The sequence below is a fragment of the Streptomyces sp. NPDC006610 genome, from assembly GCF_040611575.1.
In the GTDB taxonomy this organism is placed as follows: domain Bacteria; phylum Actinomycetota; class Actinomycetes; order Streptomycetales; family Streptomycetaceae; genus Streptomyces.
In genome coordinates, this window is record NZ_JBEXOP010000064.1 from 1 (window position 1) to 21,993 (window position 21,993).

18 protein-coding genes are annotated in these 21,993 nt (G+C 73.1%); 7 read left to right on the forward strand and 11 right to left on the reverse strand.

The window, feature by feature from the left end; translation table 11 throughout:
• Window positions 1-99: 99 nt before the first annotated feature.
• From hflX to ABZY13_RS31990, 9 genes are all read right to left on the reverse strand, one after another.
• The gene (hflX, locus tag ABZY13_RS31950) at window positions 100-1,593 is read right to left on the reverse strand and encodes a GTPase HflX (RefSeq protein ID WP_356637014.1); all 1,494 of its coding nucleotides are present in this window, start codon (window positions 1,591-1,593) and stop codon (window positions 100-102) included.
• Window positions 1,594-1,747: 154 nt separating this feature from the next.
• Complete coding sequence (locus ABZY13_RS31955; protein WP_356637016.1) at window positions 1,748-3,244, reverse strand: M1 family metallopeptidase; 1,497 nt, start codon at window positions 3,242-3,244, stop codon at window positions 1,748-1,750.
• 202 nt (window positions 3,245-3,446) lie between these two features.
• Window positions 3,447-5,717 (reverse strand): HD domain-containing protein, encoded by a 2,271-nt coding sequence (locus ABZY13_RS31960; RefSeq protein WP_356637018.1) that lies wholly within the window; start codon window positions 5,715-5,717, stop codon window positions 3,447-3,449.
• A gap of 229 nt (window positions 5,718-5,946) precedes the next feature.
• The gene (gene dapF / locus ABZY13_RS31965; RefSeq protein WP_356637020.1) at window positions 5,947-6,834 is read right to left on the reverse strand and encodes a diaminopimelate epimerase; all 888 of its coding nucleotides are present in this window, start codon (window positions 6,832-6,834) and stop codon (window positions 5,947-5,949) included.
• Between the two features lie 256 nt (window positions 6,835-7,090).
• Window positions 7,091-7,594, reverse strand: a complete 504-nt coding sequence (locus tag ABZY13_RS31970; protein WP_356637049.1) for a hypothetical protein — start codon at window positions 7,592-7,594, stop codon at window positions 7,091-7,093.
• A gap of 108 nt (window positions 7,595-7,702) precedes the next feature.
• Window positions 7,703-8,641, reverse strand: coding sequence for a tRNA (adenosine(37)-N6)-dimethylallyltransferase MiaA (gene miaA / locus ABZY13_RS31975; RefSeq protein WP_356637022.1), 939 nt, complete (start codon window positions 8,639-8,641; stop codon window positions 7,703-7,705).
• 177 nt (window positions 8,642-8,818) lie between these two features.
• Window positions 8,819-9,532 carry a class III extradiol dioxygenase subunit B-like domain-containing protein gene (locus ABZY13_RS31980; RefSeq protein ID WP_356637024.1) on the reverse strand — a complete coding sequence of 238 codons (714 nt, stop codon included), beginning with the start codon at window positions 9,530-9,532 and terminating at the stop codon, window positions 8,819-8,821.
• Window positions 9,533-9,793: 261 nt separating this feature from the next.
• Window positions 9,794-11,326 (reverse strand): tRNA (N6-isopentenyl adenosine(37)-C2)-methylthiotransferase MiaB, encoded by a 1,533-nt coding sequence (gene miaB / locus ABZY13_RS31985; RefSeq protein WP_356637026.1) that lies wholly within the window; start codon window positions 11,324-11,326, stop codon window positions 9,794-9,796.
• A gap of 48 nt (window positions 11,327-11,374) precedes the next feature.
• Window positions 11,375-12,142: an SDR family oxidoreductase gene (locus ABZY13_RS31990; RefSeq protein WP_356637028.1), complete on the reverse strand. Its 768-nt coding sequence runs from the start codon at window positions 12,140-12,142 to the stop codon at window positions 11,375-11,377.
• A 126-nt stretch (window positions 12,143-12,268) separates the two neighbouring features.
• Here ABZY13_RS31990 and ABZY13_RS31995 point away from each other — a divergent pair, with 126 nt between their 5' ends.
• On the forward strand, window positions 12,269-12,877 hold the full coding sequence (locus tag ABZY13_RS31995) for a TetR/AcrR family transcriptional regulator (protein WP_356637030.1): 609 nt from the start codon (window positions 12,269-12,271) through the stop codon (window positions 12,875-12,877).
• A 74-nt stretch (window positions 12,878-12,951) separates the two neighbouring features.
• Window positions 12,952-13,947: a TAXI family TRAP transporter solute-binding subunit gene (locus tag ABZY13_RS32000; protein WP_356637032.1), complete on the forward strand. Its 996-nt coding sequence runs from the start codon at window positions 12,952-12,954 to the stop codon at window positions 13,945-13,947.
• Here the strand turns inward: ABZY13_RS32000 and ABZY13_RS32005 are convergent.
• Both ABZY13_RS32005 and ABZY13_RS32010 read right to left on the reverse strand, forming a co-directional pair.
• On the reverse strand, window positions 13,937-15,343 hold the full coding sequence (locus ABZY13_RS32005) for a HAMP domain-containing sensor histidine kinase (RefSeq protein WP_356637034.1): 1,407 nt from the start codon (window positions 15,341-15,343) through the stop codon (window positions 13,937-13,939). The two genes, ABZY13_RS32000 and ABZY13_RS32005, sit on opposite strands and share 11 nt — an antisense overlap.
• Window positions 15,344-15,352: 9 nt before the next feature.
• Complete coding sequence (locus ABZY13_RS32010; protein WP_356637036.1) at window positions 15,353-16,039, reverse strand: response regulator transcription factor; 687 nt, start codon at window positions 16,037-16,039, stop codon at window positions 15,353-15,355.
• A 287-nt stretch (window positions 16,040-16,326) separates the two neighbouring features.
• Between ABZY13_RS32010 and ABZY13_RS32015 the strand changes: the two genes are divergently transcribed.
• The 5 genes from ABZY13_RS32015 to ABZY13_RS32035 all read left to right on the forward strand — a co-directional run bounded on the left by ABZY13_RS32015 (window position 16,327) and on the right by ABZY13_RS32035 (window position 21,778).
• Window positions 16,327-17,103 carry an amino acid ABC transporter ATP-binding protein gene (locus ABZY13_RS32015; protein ID WP_356637038.1) on the forward strand — a complete coding sequence of 259 codons (777 nt, stop codon included), beginning with the start codon at window positions 16,327-16,329 and terminating at the stop codon, window positions 17,101-17,103.
• 86 nt (window positions 17,104-17,189) lie between these two features.
• Window positions 17,190-18,038 carry a glutamate ABC transporter substrate-binding protein gene (locus tag ABZY13_RS32020; RefSeq protein WP_356637040.1) on the forward strand — a complete coding sequence of 283 codons (849 nt, stop codon included), beginning with the start codon at window positions 17,190-17,192 and terminating at the stop codon, window positions 18,036-18,038.
• A gap of 126 nt (window positions 18,039-18,164) precedes the next feature.
• On the forward strand, window positions 18,165-18,842 hold the full coding sequence (locus ABZY13_RS32025) for an amino acid ABC transporter permease (RefSeq protein ID WP_356637043.1): 678 nt from the start codon (window positions 18,165-18,167) through the stop codon (window positions 18,840-18,842).
• Entirely contained in the window at window positions 18,839-19,747 is a 909-nt protein-coding gene (locus ABZY13_RS32030; RefSeq protein WP_356637045.1) for an amino acid ABC transporter permease, read from the forward strand. The genes ABZY13_RS32025 and ABZY13_RS32030 overlap by 4 nt, the downstream gene beginning before the upstream one ends.
• Before the next feature lie 177 nt (window positions 19,748-19,924).
• Window positions 19,925-21,778 (forward strand): FAD-dependent monooxygenase, encoded by a 1,854-nt coding sequence (locus ABZY13_RS32035; protein ID WP_356637047.1) that lies wholly within the window; start codon window positions 19,925-19,927, stop codon window positions 21,776-21,778.
• Window positions 21,779-21,993 lie beyond the last annotated feature (215 nt).

Genomic DNA, 21,993 nt, shown 5'->3' on the forward strand with positions numbered 1-21,993 from the left:
CGGGCCCACCCCCCCGGCGGGGGGGCCGGGGCGCCGCCCCCCCCCCCGGGGGGGGGCGGGCCCTTCCGCATGCACGGCGACCGGCGTGTGCGGCGCCGCCTAGGCGGCCGGCGCCGGGATGTACGGCGTCAGTTCCGCCGCGAGCTCCTCGTGCACCCGCACCTTGAGCAGCGTGCCCTCCGCGGTGTGCTCCTCGGACAGCACCTCGCCCTCGTCGTGGGCGCGGGCCACCAGCTTGCCGTGCGTGTACGGCACGAGCGCCTCGATCTCCACGGACGGACGCGGCAGCTCGTCGTCGATCAGCGCGAGCAGTTCGGCGATGCCCTGGCCGGTACGGGCCGAGACGGCGATGGACCGCTTCTCGATCCGCAGCAGCCGCTGGAGCACCAGCGGGTCGGCCGCGTCGGCCTTGTTGATCACGACGATCTCGGGGACGTCGGTGGCGCCGACGTCCCTGATCACCTCGCGCACGGCGGCCAGCTGCTCCTCCGGGACCGGGTGCGAACCGTCGACCACGTGCAGGATCAGGTCGGACTCGCCGACCTCCTCCATCGTGGAGCGGAACGCCTCGACCAGGTGGTGCGGCAGATGGCGGACGAAGCCGACGGTGTCGGCCAGCGTGTAGAGCCGGCCGCTCGGCGTCTCGGCCCGGCGGACGGTCGGGTCCAGGGTCGCGAACAGGGCGTTCTCGACCAGGACGCCGGCGCCGGTGAGGCGGTTGAGCAGCGACGACTTTCCGGCGTTGGTGTATCCGGCGATGGCGACCGAGGGCACCTTGTGGCGGCGGCGCTCCTGGCGCTTGACGTCGCGCCCGGTCTTCATCTCCGCGATCTCCCGGCGCATCTTCGCCATCTTCTCGCGGATCCGGCGCCGGTCCGTCTCGATCTTGGTCTCACCGGGACCGCGGGTGGCCAGCCCGCCGCCCTTGCCGCCGCCCATCTGACGGGACAGCGACTGACCCCAGCCCCGCAGCCTCGGCAGCATGTACTGCATCTGCGCGAGCGCGACCTGCGCCTTGCCCTCGCGGGACTTGGCGTGCTGGGCGAAGATGTCGAGGATCAGGGCGGTGCGGTCGATGACCTTGACCTTGACGACGTCCTCGAGGTGGATCAGCTGGCCGGGGCTCAGCTCACCGTCGCAGATGACGGTGTCGGCGCCCGTCTCGAGCACGATGTCGCGCAGTTCCTCGGCCTTGCCGGAGCCGATGTAGGTGGCGGCGTCGGGCTTGTCGCGGCGCTGGATCACGCCGTCGAGCACGAGCGCGCCGGCGGTCTCCGCGAGGGCGGCCAGCTCCGCGAGGGAGTTCTCGGCGTCCTGCACGGTCCCCGTGGTCCAGACGCCGACGAGGACGACCCGCTCCAGACGGAGCTGCCGGTACTCGACCTCGGTGACGTCCTCGAGCTCGGTGGAGAGGCCCGCGACGCGGCGCAGAGCCGCGCGCTCGGAGCGGTCGAGCTGGTCGCCGTCCCGCTCGCCGTCGATCTCGTGGCTCCAGGCGACGTCCTCTTCCATCAGGGCATCGGCCCGAAGACCGTCGGGGTAGTCGTGCGCGAAGCGCTTGGTGTCCTGGGAAAAGGAAGAAGAGGAGGTCATTGGATCCTTACGTCGATGTGCTGGAAGGGGGTGTCGGGTACAACGTACGAGTACCCCGGGACATTCCCCGTGACCCGTGCCGTGTCCCGGTGGCGGACCGCGCCGCCGACCCGACGATGGTCGCACGGCACGCCCCGTCTCGTCACCGCCTTATTCACCCGCCGGTCCTCCAGTCCGGGTGACCCGGCATCGGCGGGGTCTTCTCGCCGTACAGCCACCCCTCCAGGAACCGGGACAGGTCGCGTCCGGCGGTCTCGGAGGCGAGGGCGACGAAGTCGGCGGTGGTGGCGGTGGCGTCCCGGTGGCGGCTCGCCCAGGCCCGCTGCAGCCGGTCGAAGGCCGGGCGGCCGATCTCCTGGCGCAGGGCGTAGAGGATGAGGGCGGCGCCGTCGTAGACGTTGGGCCGGAAGATGCCGAGGCGGTTGCCGGGCTCGGGCGCCTTGGGCGCGGCGGGCGGTCCGCCGGCGGCGCGCCAGCGGTCGGAGGCGGCGTACGCGGTCTTCATCCGCGCCTCGACCGTGCGGCCCGACTTCTCCTCGGCGTACAGGGCCTCGTACCAGGTGGCGTGGGCCTCGTTCAGCCACACGTCGGACCAGCGGTGCGGGCTGACGCTGTTGCCGAACCACTGGTGGGCCAGCTCATGGACCATGATCGAGTCGACGTACCACGCGGGGTAGGCCGGATCGGTGAACAGTCCCCGCTCGAAGAGGGAGAGCGTCTGGGTCTCCAGGGCGAAGCCGGTGGCGGCGTCGGCGACCAGGACGCCGTAGGTCTCGAAGGGGTAGGGCCCGGCCTTGCTCTCCATCCACGCGATCTGGCCGGGGGTCTTCCGCAGCCACGGTTCGAGCGCGGCCCGGTGGCGGGTGGGGACGACGTCGCGGACGGGCAGTCCGTGCGGGCCGGTGCGGCGCAGCACGGTGGAGCGGCCGATGGAGATCTGGGCGAGTTCGGTGGCCATCGGGTGCAGGGTGCGGTACGTCCAGGTGGTGCTGGCGCCGTCGCGGTCGACGTCGGTCCGTACGCCGCCGGCGACGGCGGTGTGGCCCCCGGGGGCGGTGACGCGGACGGTGAACAGGGCCTTGTCCGAGGGGTGGTCGTTGCAGGGGAAGACCAGGTGGGCGGCGTCGGCCTGGTTGGCCAGAGCGAGGCCGCCGGCGGTGCGCAGCCAGCCGCCCTCGGGGCCCTTGCCGGGCAGGGGGTCGCTGGTGTGGGCGACGGTGATCCGCACCCGCTCTCCGGCGTCCAGCGGCTCCCGCGGGGTCACCACGAGGTCCTCGCCCGCCGCGGCGTGCGCGGCCGGCTCGCCGTCGACCTCGACCGAGTGGACCCGGCCGCGCGCGAAGTCGAGGTTGAGGCGGTCGAGCCGGGCGGTCGTCCGGGCGTCGATCACGGTGACCGCGCGCAGGGGCTTGTCGTTGCGGCCCGGGTAGGTGAGGGAGAGGTCGTACGACGTCACGTCGTATCCCGGGTTCCCGAGGTGCGGGAAGAGGCGGTCTCCGACGCCGAGCGGGGCCGGCGGGGCGCTCGCGGCGACCAGGCAGGCGCAGGCGGCGCAGACCGCGGTGGCGAGCAGGGCGGGCCTGATCCGCCGCGGGGCGTTGGCGGGCGTGGTACGGGGCCGGGCGCCCCGGTCGGTGGAGGTGAGCGGCATGCATCACCGCTACCGCGCGGGCCGGGCAGGGGTGCGTGTCCCGCCTGGGTCCCACCCGAACGGGGTGGGGCGCGCTACGCCGTCGCCGTGGCGTGCGGTGCGGGTGTCGCCGTGGCGGCCGATGCCGCGGTCGCCGCGGCGCCCGGTACGGCCGTCACCGTGGGGTCCGGCGCGGCAGTCGCCGCGGTGCTCGGCGCGTCCGTCACCGCGCCGCCCCGCGTTCCTGGGCGCGGCCCAGGTCGTAGCGGCCCACGTCGTAGACGCCCGGGACTTTGCGCATGGCGCGCATCAGGGCGGGCAGCGCGGTGGCGTCCGTGAGCTGGAGGGTGTACGTGTGCCGGACGCCCTGCCGGCTGGGCGGCTCCACGGTGGCCGAGACGATCTCGGCGCCCTCCAGGGCGATCGCCTCGGTGAGGTCGGCGAGCAGATGCGGGCGGCCGAACGATTCGGCGACGAGCGTGACACGGCATCCGGCGGTCTCGGCGGCGCCGTCGTTCCAGCGGACGCCGACCTCCGTGCGGCCCGCGGCCTTCATCCGCGCGACGGCGGCGCACCAGAGGCGGTGCACGGCGACCACTCCGCCGCGGACGAGGAAGCCGGTGACCACGTCGCGCGGTACGGGGGTGCAGCAGCCGGCGAGGCGGGCGCTCGCGCCGGGCCGGTCGAGGACCAGGGCGTCTGCGGTGCGGGCGGGGCGGTCCGAGGGCGCGCGGGCGGGCGCGGGGCGGGCGCCGGGGCCGTCGGGGAGGAAGCGCGGGGGCGCCTCGTCGGCCGGGGCCTCGCCAGGGGCCGGGCCGGGCTTTCCGTCGTCGTCCCCGGACGCCGTCGCATGGGCGGCGAGCCACCGCTGGATGGCGATGCGGGCGGCCGGGGTGTGCGCGTGCCCCAGCCACTGCCGGGAGGGCTCGGAGGCAGGGTCCTGGCCCATGAGCAGCTGCACGGTGTCGCCGTCCCGCAGGACGGTGCTCAGCGTCGCCAGTCGCCCGTTGACGCGGGCGCCGATGCAGGCGTGCGCGTCCTCGCCGTACTGCGCGTACGCGGCGTCCACGCAGGTGGCGCCGTCGGGCAGGCCGAGGGTGCCGCCGTCGGGGCGGAAGACGGTGATCTCGCGGTCCTGGGCGAGGTCCTCGCGCAGCGTCGACCAGAAGGTGTCGGGGTCGGGCGCGGCGCGCTGCCAGTCGAGTAGGCGGGAGAGCCAGCCGGGCCGGGTGGGGTCGACGCGTTCGCCGTCGGCCGGGGACTGCTCCTCGGGGGGCGACGCGTAGGGGTTGCCGAGGGCGATGACGCCGGCCTCGGCGACCTTGTGCATCTGGTGGGTGCGGATGAGGACTTCGCCGATCTGGCCGTCCTCGCGGGCGACGGCCGTGTGCAGCGACTGGTACAGGTTGAACTTGGGGACGGCGATGAAGTCCTTGAACTCCGAGACGACGGGCGTCATACAGGTGTGGAGTTCGCCGAGGACGCCGTAACAGTCGGCGTCCTCGTTGACCAGGACCAGCAGCCGCCCGAAGTCGGCGCCGCGCAGCCGGCCGCGTTTGCGGGAGACGCGGTGCAGGGAGACGAAGTGCCGTGGCCGGATGAGGACTTCGGCCTGGATGTCGGCCTCGCGCAGCACGCCGCGCATCTCCTCGGCCATCTCGGCGAGCGGGTCGTCGGGGCGGGAGGCGTTCTCGACGATCAACTCCCTTGTCTGCTCGTACTCCTCGGGGTGGAGGATGGCGAACACCAGGTCCTCCAGCTCGGTCTTGAGGGCCTGGACGCCGAGCCGTTCGGCGAGCGGGATGAGGACGTCGCGGGTGACCTTGGCGATGCGGACCTGTTTCTCGGGGCGCATCACGCCGAGGGTGCGCATGTTGTGCAGCCGGTCGGCGAGTTTGATCGACATCACGCGGACGTCGTTGCCGGTGGCGACGAGCATCTTGCGGAACGTCTCGGGCTCGGCGGCGGCGCCGTAGTCGACCTTCTCCAGCTTGGTGACGCCGTCCACCAGGTAGCGCACTTCCTCGCCGAACTGCTCCCGCACCTGGTCGAGGGTCACATCCGTGTCCTCGACGGTGTCGTGCAGCAGGGAGGCCGTCAACGTGGTGGTCTCCGCGCCGAGTTCGGCGAGGATCAGGGTGACGGCGAGGGGGTGGGTGATGTACGGCTCGCCGCTCTTGCGCATCTGGCCGCGGTGCGAGGACTCGGCCAGGACGTAGGCGCGGCGCAGGGGTTCGATGTCGGCGTCGGGGTGGTGGGCGCGGTGGGCGTCCACGACGTGGCCGATGGCGTCGGGGAGCCGGTCGCGGGCGGCGGGACCCAGGAGGGCGGCGCGGCCGAGGCGGCGCAGGTCGATCCGCGGCAGCGATCTCCTGCGGGGCATCGCGGGCGTCGCCCGGCCCGGCGCGGTCCCGGCGGCGGGCTCCGTGACGGCTCCGGCGACCGGGGCCGTCACGACGCCCGGACTCGGGGGGTTCGTGGCCTCCGCATTCATGGGCACCTCCGGCTGCGTGGACCGGCGGACGGGGTGCCCCATGGCGGACACGGCTCAGGGACGGCGACATCTCCCCCGTCCACGCCGGTGCTTGATGCTACCGACCCCATCACGCGCGATCGGCCGCCTCTCGCCGAGCGTGAAACGGATCACCCAATCGAGCGACGATTTCGACGTTTACGGCCGAATACTGCATGCCCTGCGGGGGCGCCGACGCCCTGTCGGGCCGTCAGCGGGCCGCGGCGCGCAGCCAGTCGGCGTCGATCTCCCCCTCGGCGACGATCACGGCGGGACCGGTCATCTCGACCTCCCCGTCGGGCCGTTCGGTGATCACCAGCCGGCCGCCGGGGAGGTCGACGGTGTACGTCGCCGGCACGCCGGTGACCGCCGGGTCGGCGCCGTCGCGGCGGGCGGCGGCCACGGCGACGGCGCAGGCGCCCGTGCCGCAGGAGCGGGTCTCGCCGGAGCCGCGCTCGTGCACCCGCATCGCGACGTGCCCGGGGCCGCGGTCCACGACGAACTCGACGTTCACTCCGTCCGGGTAGGCGGCGGCCGGGCTGAACGGCGGCGGCGACAGCAGATCGCCGGCCTCGGCGAGGTCCTCGACGAAGGCGACGGCGTGCGGGTTGCCCATGTTGACGTTGCGCGCGGGCCAGCTGCGCTCCCCCACGGCGACCGTGACGTCGCCCTCCGGGAACAGGGCGCGGCCCATGCCGACGGTGATGTCGCCGTCAGCTGCGCCGGCGCCGTCCTTGGCGATGTGCACGGTCTTCACGCCGGCGCGTGTGGCGACGGCGAGGTCTCCCCCGGTGGTGTGCCCGGCGCGCTGGAGGTAGCGGGCGAAGACGCGCACGCCGTTGCCGCACATCTCGGCGATCGAGCCGTCGGCGTTGCGGTAGTCCATGAACCATTCGGCCTCGGCGGCCATCTCCCGGGCCTCCGGGTGCGCGGCGGACCGCACGACGTGCAGCAGGCCGTCGCCGCCGATGCCCGCGCGCCGGTCGCACAGGGCGGCGACCGCGGCCGGGGGCAGGTCGACGGCGTTCTCCGGATCCGGGACGATCACGAAGTCGTTCTCGGTGCCGTGGCCCTTGAGGAAGGCGATCCGCGTGCTCATCCCCCGATCGTAAGGGGCGGCGCCGGCAGCGCCGAAACCAGCGCCCCGGGTCAGGCGGATCGGCACCCGGCGGTCTGCGGTCGGCGGGGGTCGGCGGTGGGCGGCGCCCCGCAGCCCCGCCCCGGCGGATCAGCGCCCAGCGGTCCGCGGTCGGCCGGTGGGTCAGCGCCCCCGGCCCGTGGTCGGCCGGTGCGTCGGCTCTCCCGCTCTGTGGCCGGCCGGCGGCTCAACGCCCCACGATCCCGCCCGGCGGGCCTCAGCGCAGCCGCGCCACGCGCCACACGGCGAGCACGACGACCGCGGCCACGATCACCACGTAGGCCAGCACGACCCGCCAGTCCGGCCGCCGGCCCGATCCGCGCTGCGGCAGGCCCGGCCAGGTGGCGCCGACCTTGCGGGCGGCCATCAGGCCCCAGCCGGCCGCGCAGGAGCAGATCAGCAGCCCCAGCATGGCGATCACGGCCCCGCTGTCGCCGAAGTCGAAGGCGAGCGGGAAGGCGAACATCAGGGAGCCCAGCGCGGCCAGGCCGACGATGGGGGCGAGCTGCCACAGCCGCAGCCGGCGCTGCGGGCGCAGCTCGACCTCGACCTCGGGGCCGCCGACGTAGACCTCGTCGGGCTCGGGACCGTCGGCGGTCACGCCGTCCGGCGTCTCGTCCGGGCCGTCGGGGCTCAGACGGTCGTCGTCGCGTTCCGGTTCGCCACTGTCCGTGGTGGCGGGCTCGGTGCCTTGTGCGGTGTCGCGAGGGCCGGCCTCCATCGCCACGCGCCCTCCTGACTTGGACTCCACTTGGTCGATCGAAGCTCGATGATGGCACGCCGCCGGTTGCCCGGACGGCGGCCAGTGCGTCCCGATGCCATGACGTGATCAGGCTGTAACCGGTCGTTCGACCAACGTCAGGGCGAGCCGCGGAAGTTCCGCACGGTCCGCCGCGGCCCCACTGAGCCAGTGCACCCGCGGGTCGCGCCTGAACCACGAATCCTGACGGCGCGCGAAGCGCTTGGTGGCGCGCACGGTCTCGGCACGGGCCTCGTCCAGGGTGCACTCGCCGGCCAGCGCGGCGAGGACCTGCTGGTAGCCGAGGGCGCGTGACGCCGTGCGCCCCTCGCGCAGCCCCTGCGCCTCGAGTGCGCGCACCTCCTCGACGAGGCCGGCCTCCCACATCCGGTCCACGCGGCGCGCGATGCGCTCGTCCAGCTCCGGGCGGGCGACGTCGACGCCGATCTGCAGGGTGTCGTAGACGGAGTCGTGGCCGGGGAGGTTGGCGGTGAACGGCATGCCGGTGATCTCGATCACTTCCAGCGCCCGGACGATACGGCGTCCGTTGCCGGGCAGGATCGCCCGAGCGGCCTCGGGGTCCGCGGCGGCGAGGCGGGCGTGCAGGGCGCCGGGGCCGCGCAGGGCCAGCTCCTCCTCCAGGCGGGCCCTGACCTCGGGGTCGGTGCCGGGGAACTCGAGGTTGTCGACGGCCCCGCGCACGTACAGGCCGGAGCCGCCGACCAGGATCGGCCAGCGGCCTTCGGCGAGCAGGGCGTCGATCCGCGCGCGGGCGAGCCGCTGGTACTCGGCGACGGACGCGGCGACCGTGACGTCCCAGACGTCCAGCAGGTGGTGGGGGACGCCGCCGCGTTCCTCGGGGGTGAGCTTGGCGGTGCCGACGTCCATCCCCCGGTAGAGCTGCATGGAGTCGGCGTTGACGACCTCCCCGCCGAGCTGCTGGGCGAGGTGGACGCCCAGATCGGACTTTCCGGCCGCGGTCGGTCCGACGACGGCGATGACGCGGGGTGCGGGGGATGCGCTGCTCACCCGACCAGTCTCGCAAACTCGGCGGGCGGCGATCCCGGCGCACCCGGCGGCGCATCAGACGCTCCGGCACACCCGGCGCCTCCGGTCCGACGCCGCCGCCGGCCACCTGAGCGACGGCGAGACGCCACGTCACGCCGTCGCGAGTCGCCACGACCGCACCATCACGCCAAGACGCCGCTACGACCAGGCCGCGACCAAGTACCCCACCCCGTACGGCGCCTCCTCGGACAGCAGCGCCCCGGACAGCCCCGCGCCCTCCGCCGCGCCGGCGAGCACCTGCCAGGGCGCCCGCCCGGCCGCCTTGAGCTGCCGCGCGAGCCCGGCGTCCAGCGCCTTGAGCGCCGCGACGTCGGCCGTCCCGAGCGCCCGCGCGACGCCGGCGTCGAAGGGCTCGGCGCGCGCGTCGAGATAGCCCGGCGCCTTGACGGTGCGGCAGGCGCTGCCGTCGCCCATCACCAGCATCGCCACCCGCCCGGCCCGCGCGGCGGCGTCCCGTCCGACGCGCGCGCACGCCTCGGCGTCGAGTTCCTCGCCGACGGCCAGACCTTCAACGGGGGCATCGGCCCACCCCGTCCGCCCCAGCAGCCACGCGGCGACGGCGAGCGAGGGCGGCAGCGGGCCGGCCGCCTCCCCCGCGTCGGGCCGCCCCAGCCGTACGTCGACGCCGACGCCGAATCCCCGGAAGGAACCGGGCGTGCCCTCGGGGTACGCGCGCGTGCCCGCCCCTTCGGCGGGTCCGACGACCACCAGCGCGTCGGGACGGGAGGCGGCGAGCACGCCGAGCGCGTCGGTGCAGGCCGCCCGCGTGGCGTCCAGTTCGTGCGCGGCCCCCGCGGCGACGGCGGGCACGAGGAGCGGCGGGCAGGGACAGACTGCGGCGGAGACAAGCATGATCGGCAGCGTATCGCCGCGGGGCGGCGCCGTCGGCATGTCACCCCTGCGCCGGGCCGGACCGAGCCCCGACGTGTCCCCCCGCCGCCACAGGCCGGACCGGGGCTCGGCGTGTCACCCTCCGACAGGCGGGACCGGCACTCGGCCTTCACCCGCACCGGACCGGGCCGGGAGCGAACGGACCACGGGCGCCCCGCAGCGCACCGCCCGGCACCCGCCCGTCCGCCCGGCAGCCCGCCCGTCCGGCAACCGGCCCGCGCGTCAGTCGCAGCCGCAGCCGCCGCCCGTGGCGACCGGCACAGGAGCCGGGGCGCCCACCTTCGGCAGGCCCAGGAGGACCCCCGCAGGTTTGGCCTGCTCGGCGGCGTTGCGCTTCTCCCAGGCGTCGCCCGCGCGCGTGCGGCGGACGTCGAGGACCGGGCCCTCGGCGAGGAGGTGGTGCGGGGCGGCGTAGGTGACCTCGACGGTGACCACGTCGCCGGGGCGCACCTCCTGGTCCGGCTTGGTGAAGTGGACCAGGCGGTTGTCGGGGGCGCGGCCGGAGAGGCGGTGGGTGGCTCCGTCCTTGCGGCCCTCGCCCTCGGCGACCATCAGCTCCAGGGTGCGGCCGACCTGCTTCTTGTTCTCGTCCCAGGAGATCTCCTCCTGGAGGGCGACGAGGCGCTCGTACCGCGCCTGGACGACCTCCTTCGGGATCTGGCCGTCCATGGTGGCGGCCGGGGTGCCGGGGCGCTTGGAGTACTGGAAGGTGAACGCCTGCGCGAAGCGGGCCTCGCGGACGACGTGCAGGGTCTGCTCGAAGTCCTCCTCGGTCTCGCCGGGGAAGCCCACGATGATGTCGGTGGTGATCGCGGCGTGCGGGATGGCGGCGCGCACCTTCTCGATGATGCCGAGGTAGCGCTCCTGCCGGTAGGAGCGGCGCATCGCCTTCAGGACCGTGTCCGATCCGGACTGCAGGGGCATGTGGAGCTGCGGCATGACGTTCGGCGTCTCGGCCATCGCGGCGATGACGTCGTCGGTGAAGTCGCGCGGGTGGGGCGAGGTGAAGCGGACCCGCTCCAGGCCCTCGATCCGCCCGCAGGCCCGCAGCAGCTTGCTGAACGCCTCGCGGTCGCCGATGTCGGAGCCGTACGCGTTGACGTTCTGGCCGAGCAGGGTGATCTCGCTGACGCCCTCGCCCACCAGGGCCTCGACCTCGGCGAGGATGTCGCCGGGCCGGCGGTCCTTCTCCTTGCCGCGCAGGGCGGGGACGATGCAGAAGGTGCAGGTGTTGTTGCAGCCGACGGAGATGGACACCCAGGCCGCGTAGGCGCTCTCCCGCCGGGTCGGCAGGGTGGAGGGGAACGCCTCCAGCGACTCGGCGATCTCGACCTGCGCCTCCTCCTGGACGCGGGCGCGCTCCAGGAGGACGGGCAGCTTGCCGATGTTGTGCGTGCCGAAGACGACGTCCACCCAGGGCGCCTTCTTCACGATGGTGTCGCGGTCCTTCTGGGCCAGGCAGCCGCCGACCGCGATCTGCATGCCGGGGCGCCGGGCCTTCTTCGGGGCCAGGTGGCCGAGGTTGCCGTACAGCCGGTTGTCGGCGTTCTCCCGGACGGCGCAGGTGTTGAAGACGACGACGTCGGCCTCGCCGTCGGCCCCTTCGGGGGCGCGGACGTAACCGGCGTCCTCCAGCAGCCCGGCCAGTCGTTCGGAGTCGTGGACGTTCATCTGGCACCCGTAGGTGCGGATCTCGTAGCTTCGGGTAACGCCCACTTCGTCCACCGCTCCGGCCCGGTCACTGCTGCTGGTCATGGTTCAAGAGTAAGGGCGCGCCGCCGGGCCCCGGTCCGGAGGCGGCCGTCACAGCATGGCCCCGCCCGTCGCGTCGACCACCTGCCCGGTCACCCAACGCGCGTCGTCGGAGGCGAGGAACGCGACCACGTCGGCGACGTCCTGCGGTCGCCCCACCCGGCCGAGGGCGGACAGCTCGGCCGCCGACCTCCGCGCCGCCTCGTTCCCGCGGAGCCAGGACGCGTTCATGTCGGTGTCGACGATGCCGGGCGCGACCGCGTTGACCGTGATGCCGCGGGGTCCCAGCGCCTTGGCGAGGGTGCGGGTGAACGTGTCGACGGCCCCCTTGGTCATGGCGTAGGCGATGATGTCGGTGAGCGCGACCCGGGTCGCCCCGGAGGAGACGTTGACGATCCGGCCGCCGTCGCGCAGCCGCTTGAGCCCCTGCTGCACGAGGAAGAACGGCGCGCGCATGTTGACCGCGACGACCTCGTCGAACATCTCCGGGGTGGTCTGCTCGATCTCGCCGCGCGGTGAGATGCCCGCGTTGTTGACCAGGATGTCGAGGCCGGCGCCGTCGGCGTGTTCCAGGACCTCGCGGTCGTAGCCCTCCCACAGGGTTTCCACGTCGCCGGGGACGCCCAGCCGCGCCTGCACCGCGAACGCCGCGCCGCCCCGCGCGCGGACGGCGGCGACCGTCTCCTCGGCGGCCGCCGCGTCGCGCCCGTAGTGCACGGCCACCAGCGCCCCCTCCTGTCCGAGCCGCTCGGCCACGGCCCTCCCGATTCCCCGGGCGCCGCCCGTGACCAGTGCCTTCTTGCCCGACAACGTACCCATGACGTCCCTCCCGAACAGACCCGAACAGGGGCTGCCGAATTCATAGCGATCACTACACAAACAGCGGTCACCACACAAACACGTCCCGCGCCCCGAATTCAATAGCGATCGTTGTAAAATTCGGCCGTGACGACGACGAGGCGCGGCCGCCCGCGGAGCTTCGACCGGGACACCGCCCTGGCCCGGGCGACGCTGCTGTTCTGGCGGCACGGCTACGAGGGCACGTCCATCGCGGACCTGACCGCGGCCATGGGCATCTCGCCGCCGAGCCTCTACGCCGCCTTCGGCGACAAGCGCACGCTCTTCGCGGAGGTCGTCGACCACTACGGCGACACGTTCGGCGCGTTCCTGCGCCGGGCGCTCGACGCGGCGGACGATCCGCGCTCGGGCTTCGCCCGCATGCTCCGGGAGGCGGCCGTCTCCTACACCGACCCGCGGCACCCCGGGGGCTGCCTGGTGATCAGCGCGGCGGCCACCTGCTCCCCGCAGAGCGCCGACGTCGAAACGGACCTGCGCAAGCGCCGGGAGGCGAACGTCGCCCTCCTCCGGCAGCGCCTCGACCAGGCCGTGGACGGCGGCTCGCTGCCACCGGGCACGGACACCCGCGCCCTGGCCGTGTACTTCGCCGCCGTGATGCAGGGCATGTCGCAGCAGGCCCGCGACGGCGCGAGCACCGAGGAGCTGCTCCGGGTGGCGGAGCACGCCATGACGGCGTGGCCCGCGACCTCGGCCTAGGCGCACTCGTCTCTCGGCCCGGGCAGACTCGCCGCCCTGGTCAGCACCGTGCGCCGGCTGGCAGGATCGCGCCCATGTCCAAGGTCTTCCGTTCTCCCGTCACGGGCCGGGCCCTGCGGGTCGCGGCGGCCGGGGTCGTCGTTCTCGGGCTGCTGCTGTGGTGGCTGCTGCCGCTGGGCGAGAAGCCGCCGAGCGGGACGATCACCTTCAGCACCGGCACCCCGCGCGGCGTCTACCAGAAGTACGGCGTCCTGCTGCGCGCCGAGCTGGCCAAGGACATGCCGGAGCTGGAGGTGCGGCTGAAGAACAGCGACGGCTCGCAGGAGAACGTGGCCCGGGTGGCGACCGGCGAGGCCGACTTCACCATCGCCGCGGCCGACGCGGTGGAGACGTACGCGATGGACAACGGGCCCGGCGCCGGGGATCTGCGCGGGGTCGCCCGCCTCTACGACGACTACGTGCACATCGTCGTCCCGCGCGACTCGGACATCCAGTCCGTCGCCGATCTGCGCGGCAAACGGGTCGCCATAGGGCCGACCCACTCGGGCGTGCGGCTGATCGCCACGCGGGTGCTCAGGACCGAGGACATCGACGCGCGGCGCGACATCACCCCGCTGTCCGACGGCATCGACACCGGGCCGGGCCGGCTGAAGCGGGGCGAGATCGACGCCTTCTTCTGGTCCGGGGGGCTGCCGACGGACGGTCTGTCGGAGCTGGCCGGGGCGTTCGACTTCCGGTTCGTGCCGATCGACGCCGAGTTCGTGGCCCGGCTGCACGGCCAGGGCGGCGGCGCCCACTACTACCGGGCCACCAACATGCCGGAGTCGGCCTACGAGACCGGGCAGACCGGCACGGTGCCCACGATGGCGGTGTCCAACGTGCTCATCACCCGCGCGGACGTGGACCCGGAGCTGACCGAGTGGCTGACCCGGACCGTGATCAAGAGCCGGGACGGCATCGGCGACACCGTGCACTCCGCCCAGCTCGTCGATCTGCGCACGGCCATCTACACCGACCCGCTCCCGCTGCACGCCGGCGCCCGGCGCTACTACCGCTCGGTCAAGCCGTAGGACTGTTCCTCGGCACCCGCACCGTCACCTTCAGCCCGTGCGGCTCGTGGTGCTCGTAGCGGATGGAGCCGCCGGCCGCCGCGAGCAGGGCGCGGGTGATGGACAGGCCGAGGCCCGATCCCTTGACGTTCTGGTGGCGTCCGCTGCGCCAGAAGCGGTCGCCGATCCGGCCCAGCTCCTCGTCGGTCAGACCGGGGCCCCGGTCGGCGACCACGACGGTCGAGGTGTCGCCGTTGGACGCCACGGTCACCTCGACCCGCTCGCCCGCGGGCGTGAACTTCACCGCGTTGTCGATCACCGCGTCCAGTGCGCTGGACAGCGTGACGGGGTCGGCCCAGGCGGTGGTGGGCGGGCAGGCGCCGACCAGCGTCACGCCCTTGGCCTCGGCGGTGGGCGCCCAGGCGGCGACCCGCTCGGCGGCCAGCGCGCCGATGTCGGTGAGCCGGAGGTCCGCCTCGGCGTGCTCGGCCAGCGCCAGGTCGAGCAGGTCGTCCAGCACCCGCGCCAGCCGCTTGCCCTCGGCCTGCACGGAGGCGATCTCCTGGTTGCCCTCGGGCAGCTCCATCGCGAGCAGCTCGATGCGCAGCAGCAGCGCGGCGAGCGGGTTGCGCAGCTGGTGCGAGGCGTCGGCGACGAAGGCGCGCTGCTGCTCCAGGACGTCCTCGACGTTGTCCGCCATCTCGTTGAACGACCGGGCGAGCCGTCGCAGTTCCGGCGGCCCGCCGGCCACGGCGACCCGCGACTTGAGCCGGCCGGTGGCGATGTCGTGCGTGGTGGCGTCCAGCACCCGCACCGGCCGCAGCACCCAGCCGGTCAGCCGCAGCGCGGCGCCGACGGCCAGCAGCATCGCGGCCGTCTCGCCCGCGGCGATCACCAGCCAGCCCTGGAGGATCCGCGACCGCATCGGCCCGGTGGGCGAGTCGGTGACCACCACGGCCACCACGTCGCCGTCGCGGATGACCGGCGAGGCCACCACCAGTCGGCCCCGCTGCCATGGCCACACCTGCTCGGGATCGTCACTGCGACGGCTGAGCAGCGCCTCGTCGAAAGCCTCGCGCACCTCGCCCGTCTGAGGGAGGAACCAGTGCTGCGGCGCATGGGCCATGGGGGACTTGTCGGCGTAGAAGACGCCCGCCCGAATGCCGTAGACGTCGTAGTAGTCCTGCAGTTCCCGGCTGAGCGTCACCTGGCGCGGATCGGGCGCGGTCTGCCGCGAGCCGCCGGCCGGGGCGGTGACGAACTGGGCGAGGGCCGCGAAGAACGCCGTGTCGTCGATCCGGTCGACGACCACCTTCTGCTGCTGGGCGGCGGCCACGCTGACCGCGAGGGGGATGCCGAGCGCCAGCAGCACGGCCGCCATCAGGACGATGAGCAGCGGCAGAAGACGTGTGCGCACCCTGCCCCGCTACGCGCCGGGGGCGACGAGCCGGTAGCCCACGCCGCGTACGGTCTCGATGAGCGCCGGCATCCGCAGCTTGGCGCGCAGGGACGCCACGTGCACCTCCAGCGTGCGCCCGGTCCCCTCCCAGCTGGTGCGCCACACCTCGCTGATGATCTGCTCCCGGCGGAAGACGACGCCGGGCCGCTGCGCGAGCAGGGCGAGCAGGTCGAACTCCTTGCGGGTCAGCTGGACGGCCGTACCGTCCACGCTCACCTGGCGGGTGGGCAGGTCGATGCGCACGGGACCGAGGCACAGCGCTCCGTCGCCCGCGCCGGCGGCCTCCTCCGGGACGCTGCGCCGGCTGACGGCGTGGATGCGGGCGAGCAGTTCACCGGTGTCGTACGGCTTGACCACGTAGTCGTCGGCCCCGAGGTTGAGGCCGTGGATGCGGGAGCGCACGTCGGACCGCGCGGTGACCATGATCACCGGGGTGCTGGTGCGCTTGCGGATCTTGCCGCACACCTCGTAGCCGTCCTGGTCGGGAAGGCCCAGGTCGAGCAGGACGACGCCGAAGCCGGCGCCCTCCGGGACGAGCGCCTGGAGGGCCTCCTCGCCGCTGCGGGCGTGGGTGACCTCGAACCCGTGCCGCACCAGGATCGCCGACAGCGCGGCGGCCACGTGGTTGTCGTCCTCGACGAGGAGCAGTCTCATCCCGGCCCCCTTCGCTTCACCGGCCGTACGGTTCCCTCGGGTAGAAGTCGTGCACGCGCGCGTGCACCAGGGCAGTCACGCCGATGGAGGGGGACGGCGTCAAGGACATTCCGGTTGCGAGCGCCTCGAAGTTACTCGGCCGATACTCCCACCGGTCACCCCTGCTACGACAGGTGTCCGATTGCTATCGGATCGTGATGCTCAGATTCCCCTCAGATGTAATGACGCAGGTCGCGTAGGGTTATTACTGTCCTCCGAAACCGCGAGGAGGACGGAGTCCGATAGCGATGACCGAAGTATCGGTGGCCAAGCAAGACTCGGCCGCGACCGGCGAACTGGTCGTCCTGAAGAACGTCAACAAGCACTTCGGCGCGTTGCACGTGCTGCAGGACATCGATCTCACGATCGCCCGCGGCGAGGTCGTCGTGGTCATCGGGCCCTCCGGGTCCGGCAAGTCCACCTTGTGCCGCACGATCAACCGCCTGGAGACGATCGACTCCGGGTCCATCACGATCGACGGCAAGCCGCTGCCCGCCGAGGGCAAGGCGCTGGCCCGGCTGCGCGCCGACGTGGGCATGGTGTTCCAGTCCTTCAACCTCTTCGCGCACAAGACCGTGCTCGAGAACGTGATGCTCGGCCAGGTCAAGGTCCGCAGGGCCGACAAGAAGCAGGCCGAGGAGAAGGCGCGCGCCCTGCTCGACCGGGTCGGCGTGGCCTCGCAGGCCGACAAGTACCCCGCTCAGCTCTCCGGCGGACAGCAGCAGCGCGTCGCCATCGCCCGGGCTCTGGCCATGGACCCGAAGGTCATGCTCTTCGACGAGCCGACCTCCGCCCTGGACCCGGAGATGATCAACGAGGTCCTGGAGGTCATGCAGCAGCTCGCCCGCGACGGCATGACCATGATCGTCGTCACCCATGAGATGGGCTTCGCCCGCTCGGCCGCCAACCGGGTGGTGTTCATGGCTGACGGCCGCATCGTCGAGGAGGCTGTGCCGGACCAGTTCTTCAGCAATCCGCGCAGCGACCGAGCCAAGGACTTCCTGTCGAAGATCCTGCACCACTGACCGCGCCCGCCGCTCCCCCGCGGCGGTACCGCGTCACCCGCACTGGACGGCCCGCGTCCCCTTTCACCACGCAAAGGATGTTCACCATGAAGCTCCGCAAGGTCACCGCCGCGGCGGCCGCCGCGCTGGTTCTGTCCCTCACCGCGACCGCCTGTGGCGGCGACGACGGCGACAGCGAGGAGACCGGCTCGGGTTCCGGCGGCGGCGACAAGATCAAGATCGGCATCAAGTACGACCAGCCCGGTCTCGGCCTGAAGGAGCCCGACGGTTCCTTCTCCGGCTTCGACGTGGACGTGGCCACCTACGTGGCCAAGGAGCTGGGCTACGAGGCCGACCAGATCGAGTGGGTCGAGACCAAGAGCGCCGACCGTGAGAACGCGCTGGCCCGCGGCGACGTGAAGTTCATCGCGGCCACCTACTCGATCAACGACGAGCGCAAGCAGAAGGTCGACTTCGCCGGCCCGTACCTGCTGGCCCACCAGGACCTGCTGGTCAAGGCGGACTCGGACATCGCCAAGGGCACGGACCTCAACGGCAAGAAGCTCTGCTCGGTCACCGGCTCGACCTCCGCGCAGAACGTCAAGGACACCATCGCCCCCGAGGCCCAGCTGAAGCAGGTCGGCACCTACTCGGAGTGCATCGCCGGCCTCCAGAGCGGCGCCGTCGACGCGGTGACCACCGACGACTCGATCCTCGCGGGCTTCGCGGCGCAGGAGCAGTACAAGGGCCAGTTCAAGCTCGCCGGTCTGAAGCTGAGCAACGAGAACTACGGCATCGGCGTCAAGAAGGGCGACACCGAGACCGTCAACAAGATCAACGACGCGCTGGAGAAGATGGTCGGCGACGGCGCCTGGGACACGGCGGTCAAGGACAACTTCGGCCCGGCCAACTACAAGAACGAGCCGGCCCCGAAGATCGGCGAGATCGTCAAGTAACGCCGGGAACTCCACGACCGCCCAGTCGCGCGGAGTTCCACCGGCGCGCCGCCGCCCTGCGCAGTGCCCGGCGGCGGCGCGCCGCGTCCGCCAGGTACGCCACAGACCCCGGAAGCGCGGGAGACCGTGTTCGACTTTCTTTCTGAATATGACAATCCAACCCTGCTGGGTGCCTTCTGGGTGACGGTGCAGCTCACCGTGTTCTCGGCCGTCGGCTCCCTCGTCTGGGGCACTCTGCTGGCCGCCATGCGGGTCAGCCCGGTTCCGCTGATGCGCGGCTTCGGCACGGCCTATGTGAACCTCGTCCGCAACATCCCGCTGACGGTGGTCATCGTCTTCACCTCGCTCGGTCTCGCCGACATCTTCGGCATGACCATGGGCGCGCCGGACGACTTCGAGGTCCAGGGCTTCCGCCTCGCGGTGCTCGGCCTGGTCGCCTACACCGCCGCCTTCGTCTGCGAGGCGGTGCGCTCCGGCATCAACACGGTGCCCGTCGGACAGGCCGAGGCCGCCCGCGCCATCGGACTGAGCTTCAGCCAGGTGCTGTGGTACGTCGTGCTGCCGCAGGCGTTCCGCTCGGTGATCGGCCCGCTGGCCAACGTCCTGATCGCGCTGACCAAGAACACCACGGTGGCGGCGGCGATCGGCGTCGGCGAGGCGGCCCTGCTGATGAAGGAAATGATCGAGAACGAGGCGCAGACGGTGCTCATCGGCGCGATCTTCGCGTTCGGCTTCGTGGTACTGACCCTGCCCACCGGCCTGTTCCTCGGCTGGCTGAGCAAGCGACTGGCGGTGAAGCGGTGACCTCCGTTCTCTACGACGCCCCCGGCCCCAAGGCCAAGCGGCGCAATGTGCTCTTCTCGGTGGTCTTCTTCGTCCTGCTCGCCGCGCTGCTGTGGTGGATCTGGCAGGTCATGGACGACAAGGGCCAGCTCAAGTGGGCCCTGTGGAAGCCGTTCACCGAGTCCCAGGCATGGACGACCTATCTGCTGCCCGGCCTGGGCGACACCCTGAAGGCCGCGGCGCTCGCGATGCTCATCGCCCTGCCGCTGGGCGCCGTCCTCGGCATCTCACGCCTGTCCGACCACAGCTGGGTGCGGATCCCGGCCGGCGCGGTGGTGGAGTTCTTCCGGGCCATCCCGGTGCTGCTGCTGATGCTGTTCGCGAACGAGTTCTACGCCCGTTCCACGGACGTCTCCAGCGAGGACCGGCCGCTGTACGCGGTCGTCACCGGCCTCGTGCTCTACAACGCCTCGGTGCTCGCCGAGATCGTCCGGGCCGGCATCCTCTCGCTGCCCAAGGGCCAGACGGAGGCCGCCCAGGCGATCGGCCTGCGCAAGAGCCAGGTCATGCGCAGCATCCTGCTGCCGCAGGCGGTCACGGCGATGCTCCCGGCGATCGTCAGCCAGCTGGTCGTGATCGTGAAGGACACCGCCCTGGGCGGCGTGATGCTCGGCTTCACCGAGCTGCTGAACGCCCGCGGCACCCTCGCGGCCAACTACGCCAACGTCATCCCGAGCTTCATCGTGGTGGCCGTGATCTACATCGTCCTCAACTTCCTCCTCACCAGCTTCGCGAGCTGGCTGGAGGGCAGGCTGCGGCGCAGCAAGCGGAGCACGGGCGCGGTGCTCGGCGCCGAGGACGTGGACGACCTGAACGCCGCCGAGATCGGTGGGGCGCACGGGACCGGAGCGGCCGGAAAGACCTGATGGTCCTTCAATAACCTGCGGCGACACGGGGGGCAGTGGCATGATCGCCACTGCCCCCCGTCACTTGACGCAAGCACTGGCAATAGGTTGCATACGTTCTGTGATCGTGCACCCTGCTCCAACCTCCTGTTCACTCACGCCCCTCGGGGCGCCGCCGCGAACGGGGAGTGCCACGCCGTGGACCCGGTGATCATCGTCGGAGCGGGGCCCGTCGGGCTCACGCTCGCCCTGGCGCTCGCACGGCAGGACGTGCCGTCCGTGGTCCTCGACGAGGGGCCGGGCACGGACGAACCCCGACTCGCGCGCACGGTCGTCCTGCGCGACGACACCGCCGCCCTCGTGGAACGGCTGACGGGAGTGCCGCTGGTCGAGGCCGGGGCCGCGATGCGTTGGGCCGGATGGCGGTCCGTGCGGCGCAAGCAGGTGATGCGGGAGATCGCGTTCGGGGAGAGCGAGGGGGTCGAGGGCGCGGAGGGGGCCGGGGCCGGTGGATACGGGTCTGGCGGGGCCGGATCCGGTGGGTCCGCGTCCGGTTCCGGCGGGGTCGGTTTCGGTGGGGCCGAGGGGTACGGCGAGTACGGCGCAGGCGGCTTCGTCGGGCGCGGCAACGAGGCGCGGGCCCGTGCGGCCGGCCGGGGCGCCCCGGACCCGGCGGCCTCGTCCGGCGCCCCGGGTTCCGGGACCGGTGAGCCCGCCCTCACCGCCCCCGTGCACCTCGCCCAGCACGTTCTGACCGGCGCCCTGCGCGCCGCCCTCGCCCGGGAACCGCTCGCCGAGATCGCCGTCGACAGCCGCCTCGACGCGATCGAGCAGGAACGCTCCGGCGTCGCCGCCCGCACCCGCGGCCCCCGGGGCACCTGGTGGCGCGGCAGTTACCTGGTCGGCTGCGACGGCCCCCGCTCCACCGTCCGCAAGCTCCAGGACATCCGCTTCCCCGGCCGTACGGCGGTGGAGCGGCACGCCGTCGCCGCGCTGCGCACCGAGCTTCCCTGGCCCGGCCGCGCCCTGCTGCACCGGATGCCGCCGTGGCGCACGTCCGGCCCCTCGGCCGGCGAGATCGCCGCGCGCCCCCTGCCCGACGGCGTGTGGCGGCTGGACTGGCTGCTGCCGCCCGGCAAGGACCTGGTCACGCCCGAACTGCTCGTCACCCGCATCCGGGAGACCCTCACCGGCTGGACCCAGGACCCGACGCCGTCCTACGAACTCCTCGACACGGGCGTGCACACCGTCCACCACCGGCTGGCCCGCCGCTGGCGCGCCGGCCGGGTCTTCGTCGCCGGGGACGCGGCCCATCTGCTCGGCGCGCTCGGCACCCACGGGCTGGACGAAGGGCTCAGGGACGCCGACAACCTCGCCTGGAAGCTGGCGCTGGCCTGGCACCACGGCCCGCACGAGGCGCTCCTCGACAGCTACCAGTCCGAGCGGCGCGCCGTCGTCGCCGCCCGGCTGCGCGCCGCCGACCAGGCGTTGCCGCTGGTGCGCGGGGGCGGCGGGCTGCGGTCCTACGTGCCGGGAACGGCCCGCGGCCACGACGCGCTGCTGACGGACGGTCACTTGGGGCGCGGGCCGCTGGGCGCGCCGGGGGTGTACGCCGGCTCGCCGATCGCGCCGCCGCGCCTGGAGGCGGAGGCGTCCGTCGACACCGCGCCGGGAGCGCCGGTGACGGATGTGCGGGTCACGGCGGAGGACGGGTCGTTCGTACGGCTGCGGGACCGGCTGGGGCGCGGGGCGCTGCTGGTGCTGCTGATCGCGCCGGGGACGGGCGTGTGGGAGCGCAAGCACTGGGTGACCGCGGGGATCATGCCCCGGCTGGCCGCCGCGGTGACCGCGCTGCCGCACCCGGCGGAACTGCTCGTCGCCGAGAGCTATCCGGGCGCGGCCCCGCACACCGTCCTGCTGATCCGGCCCGACGGCCACCTGGTCACGGCACTGAACGGGGTCCGTCCCGCCGACCTGTACGCGGCGGCGGAGGCCACCCTCGGAGGGCGCGCGCAGGACGCGGAAGAGGCCGTTTCGTCGGCGTCCTCCTAGGACCGGGAGGCCCCCCGGGGACCGAGAGGACGGAGTCCTCTCGGTCCTCGTCTTACGTCCTTGAGCGCCTCTCTTCGGCCTCGTCCCACCCGCTCGTCGGCCTCACCCGGCCCGCTCGTCGGCCGCCTGGGGCCCGTCCCAGCGGTGCTCCGCGGCTGTGCGGCCCCGGGGCCCGCGCCCGGTGGACCGGGCCCCCCGGCGCGGGGGAGGGCCCC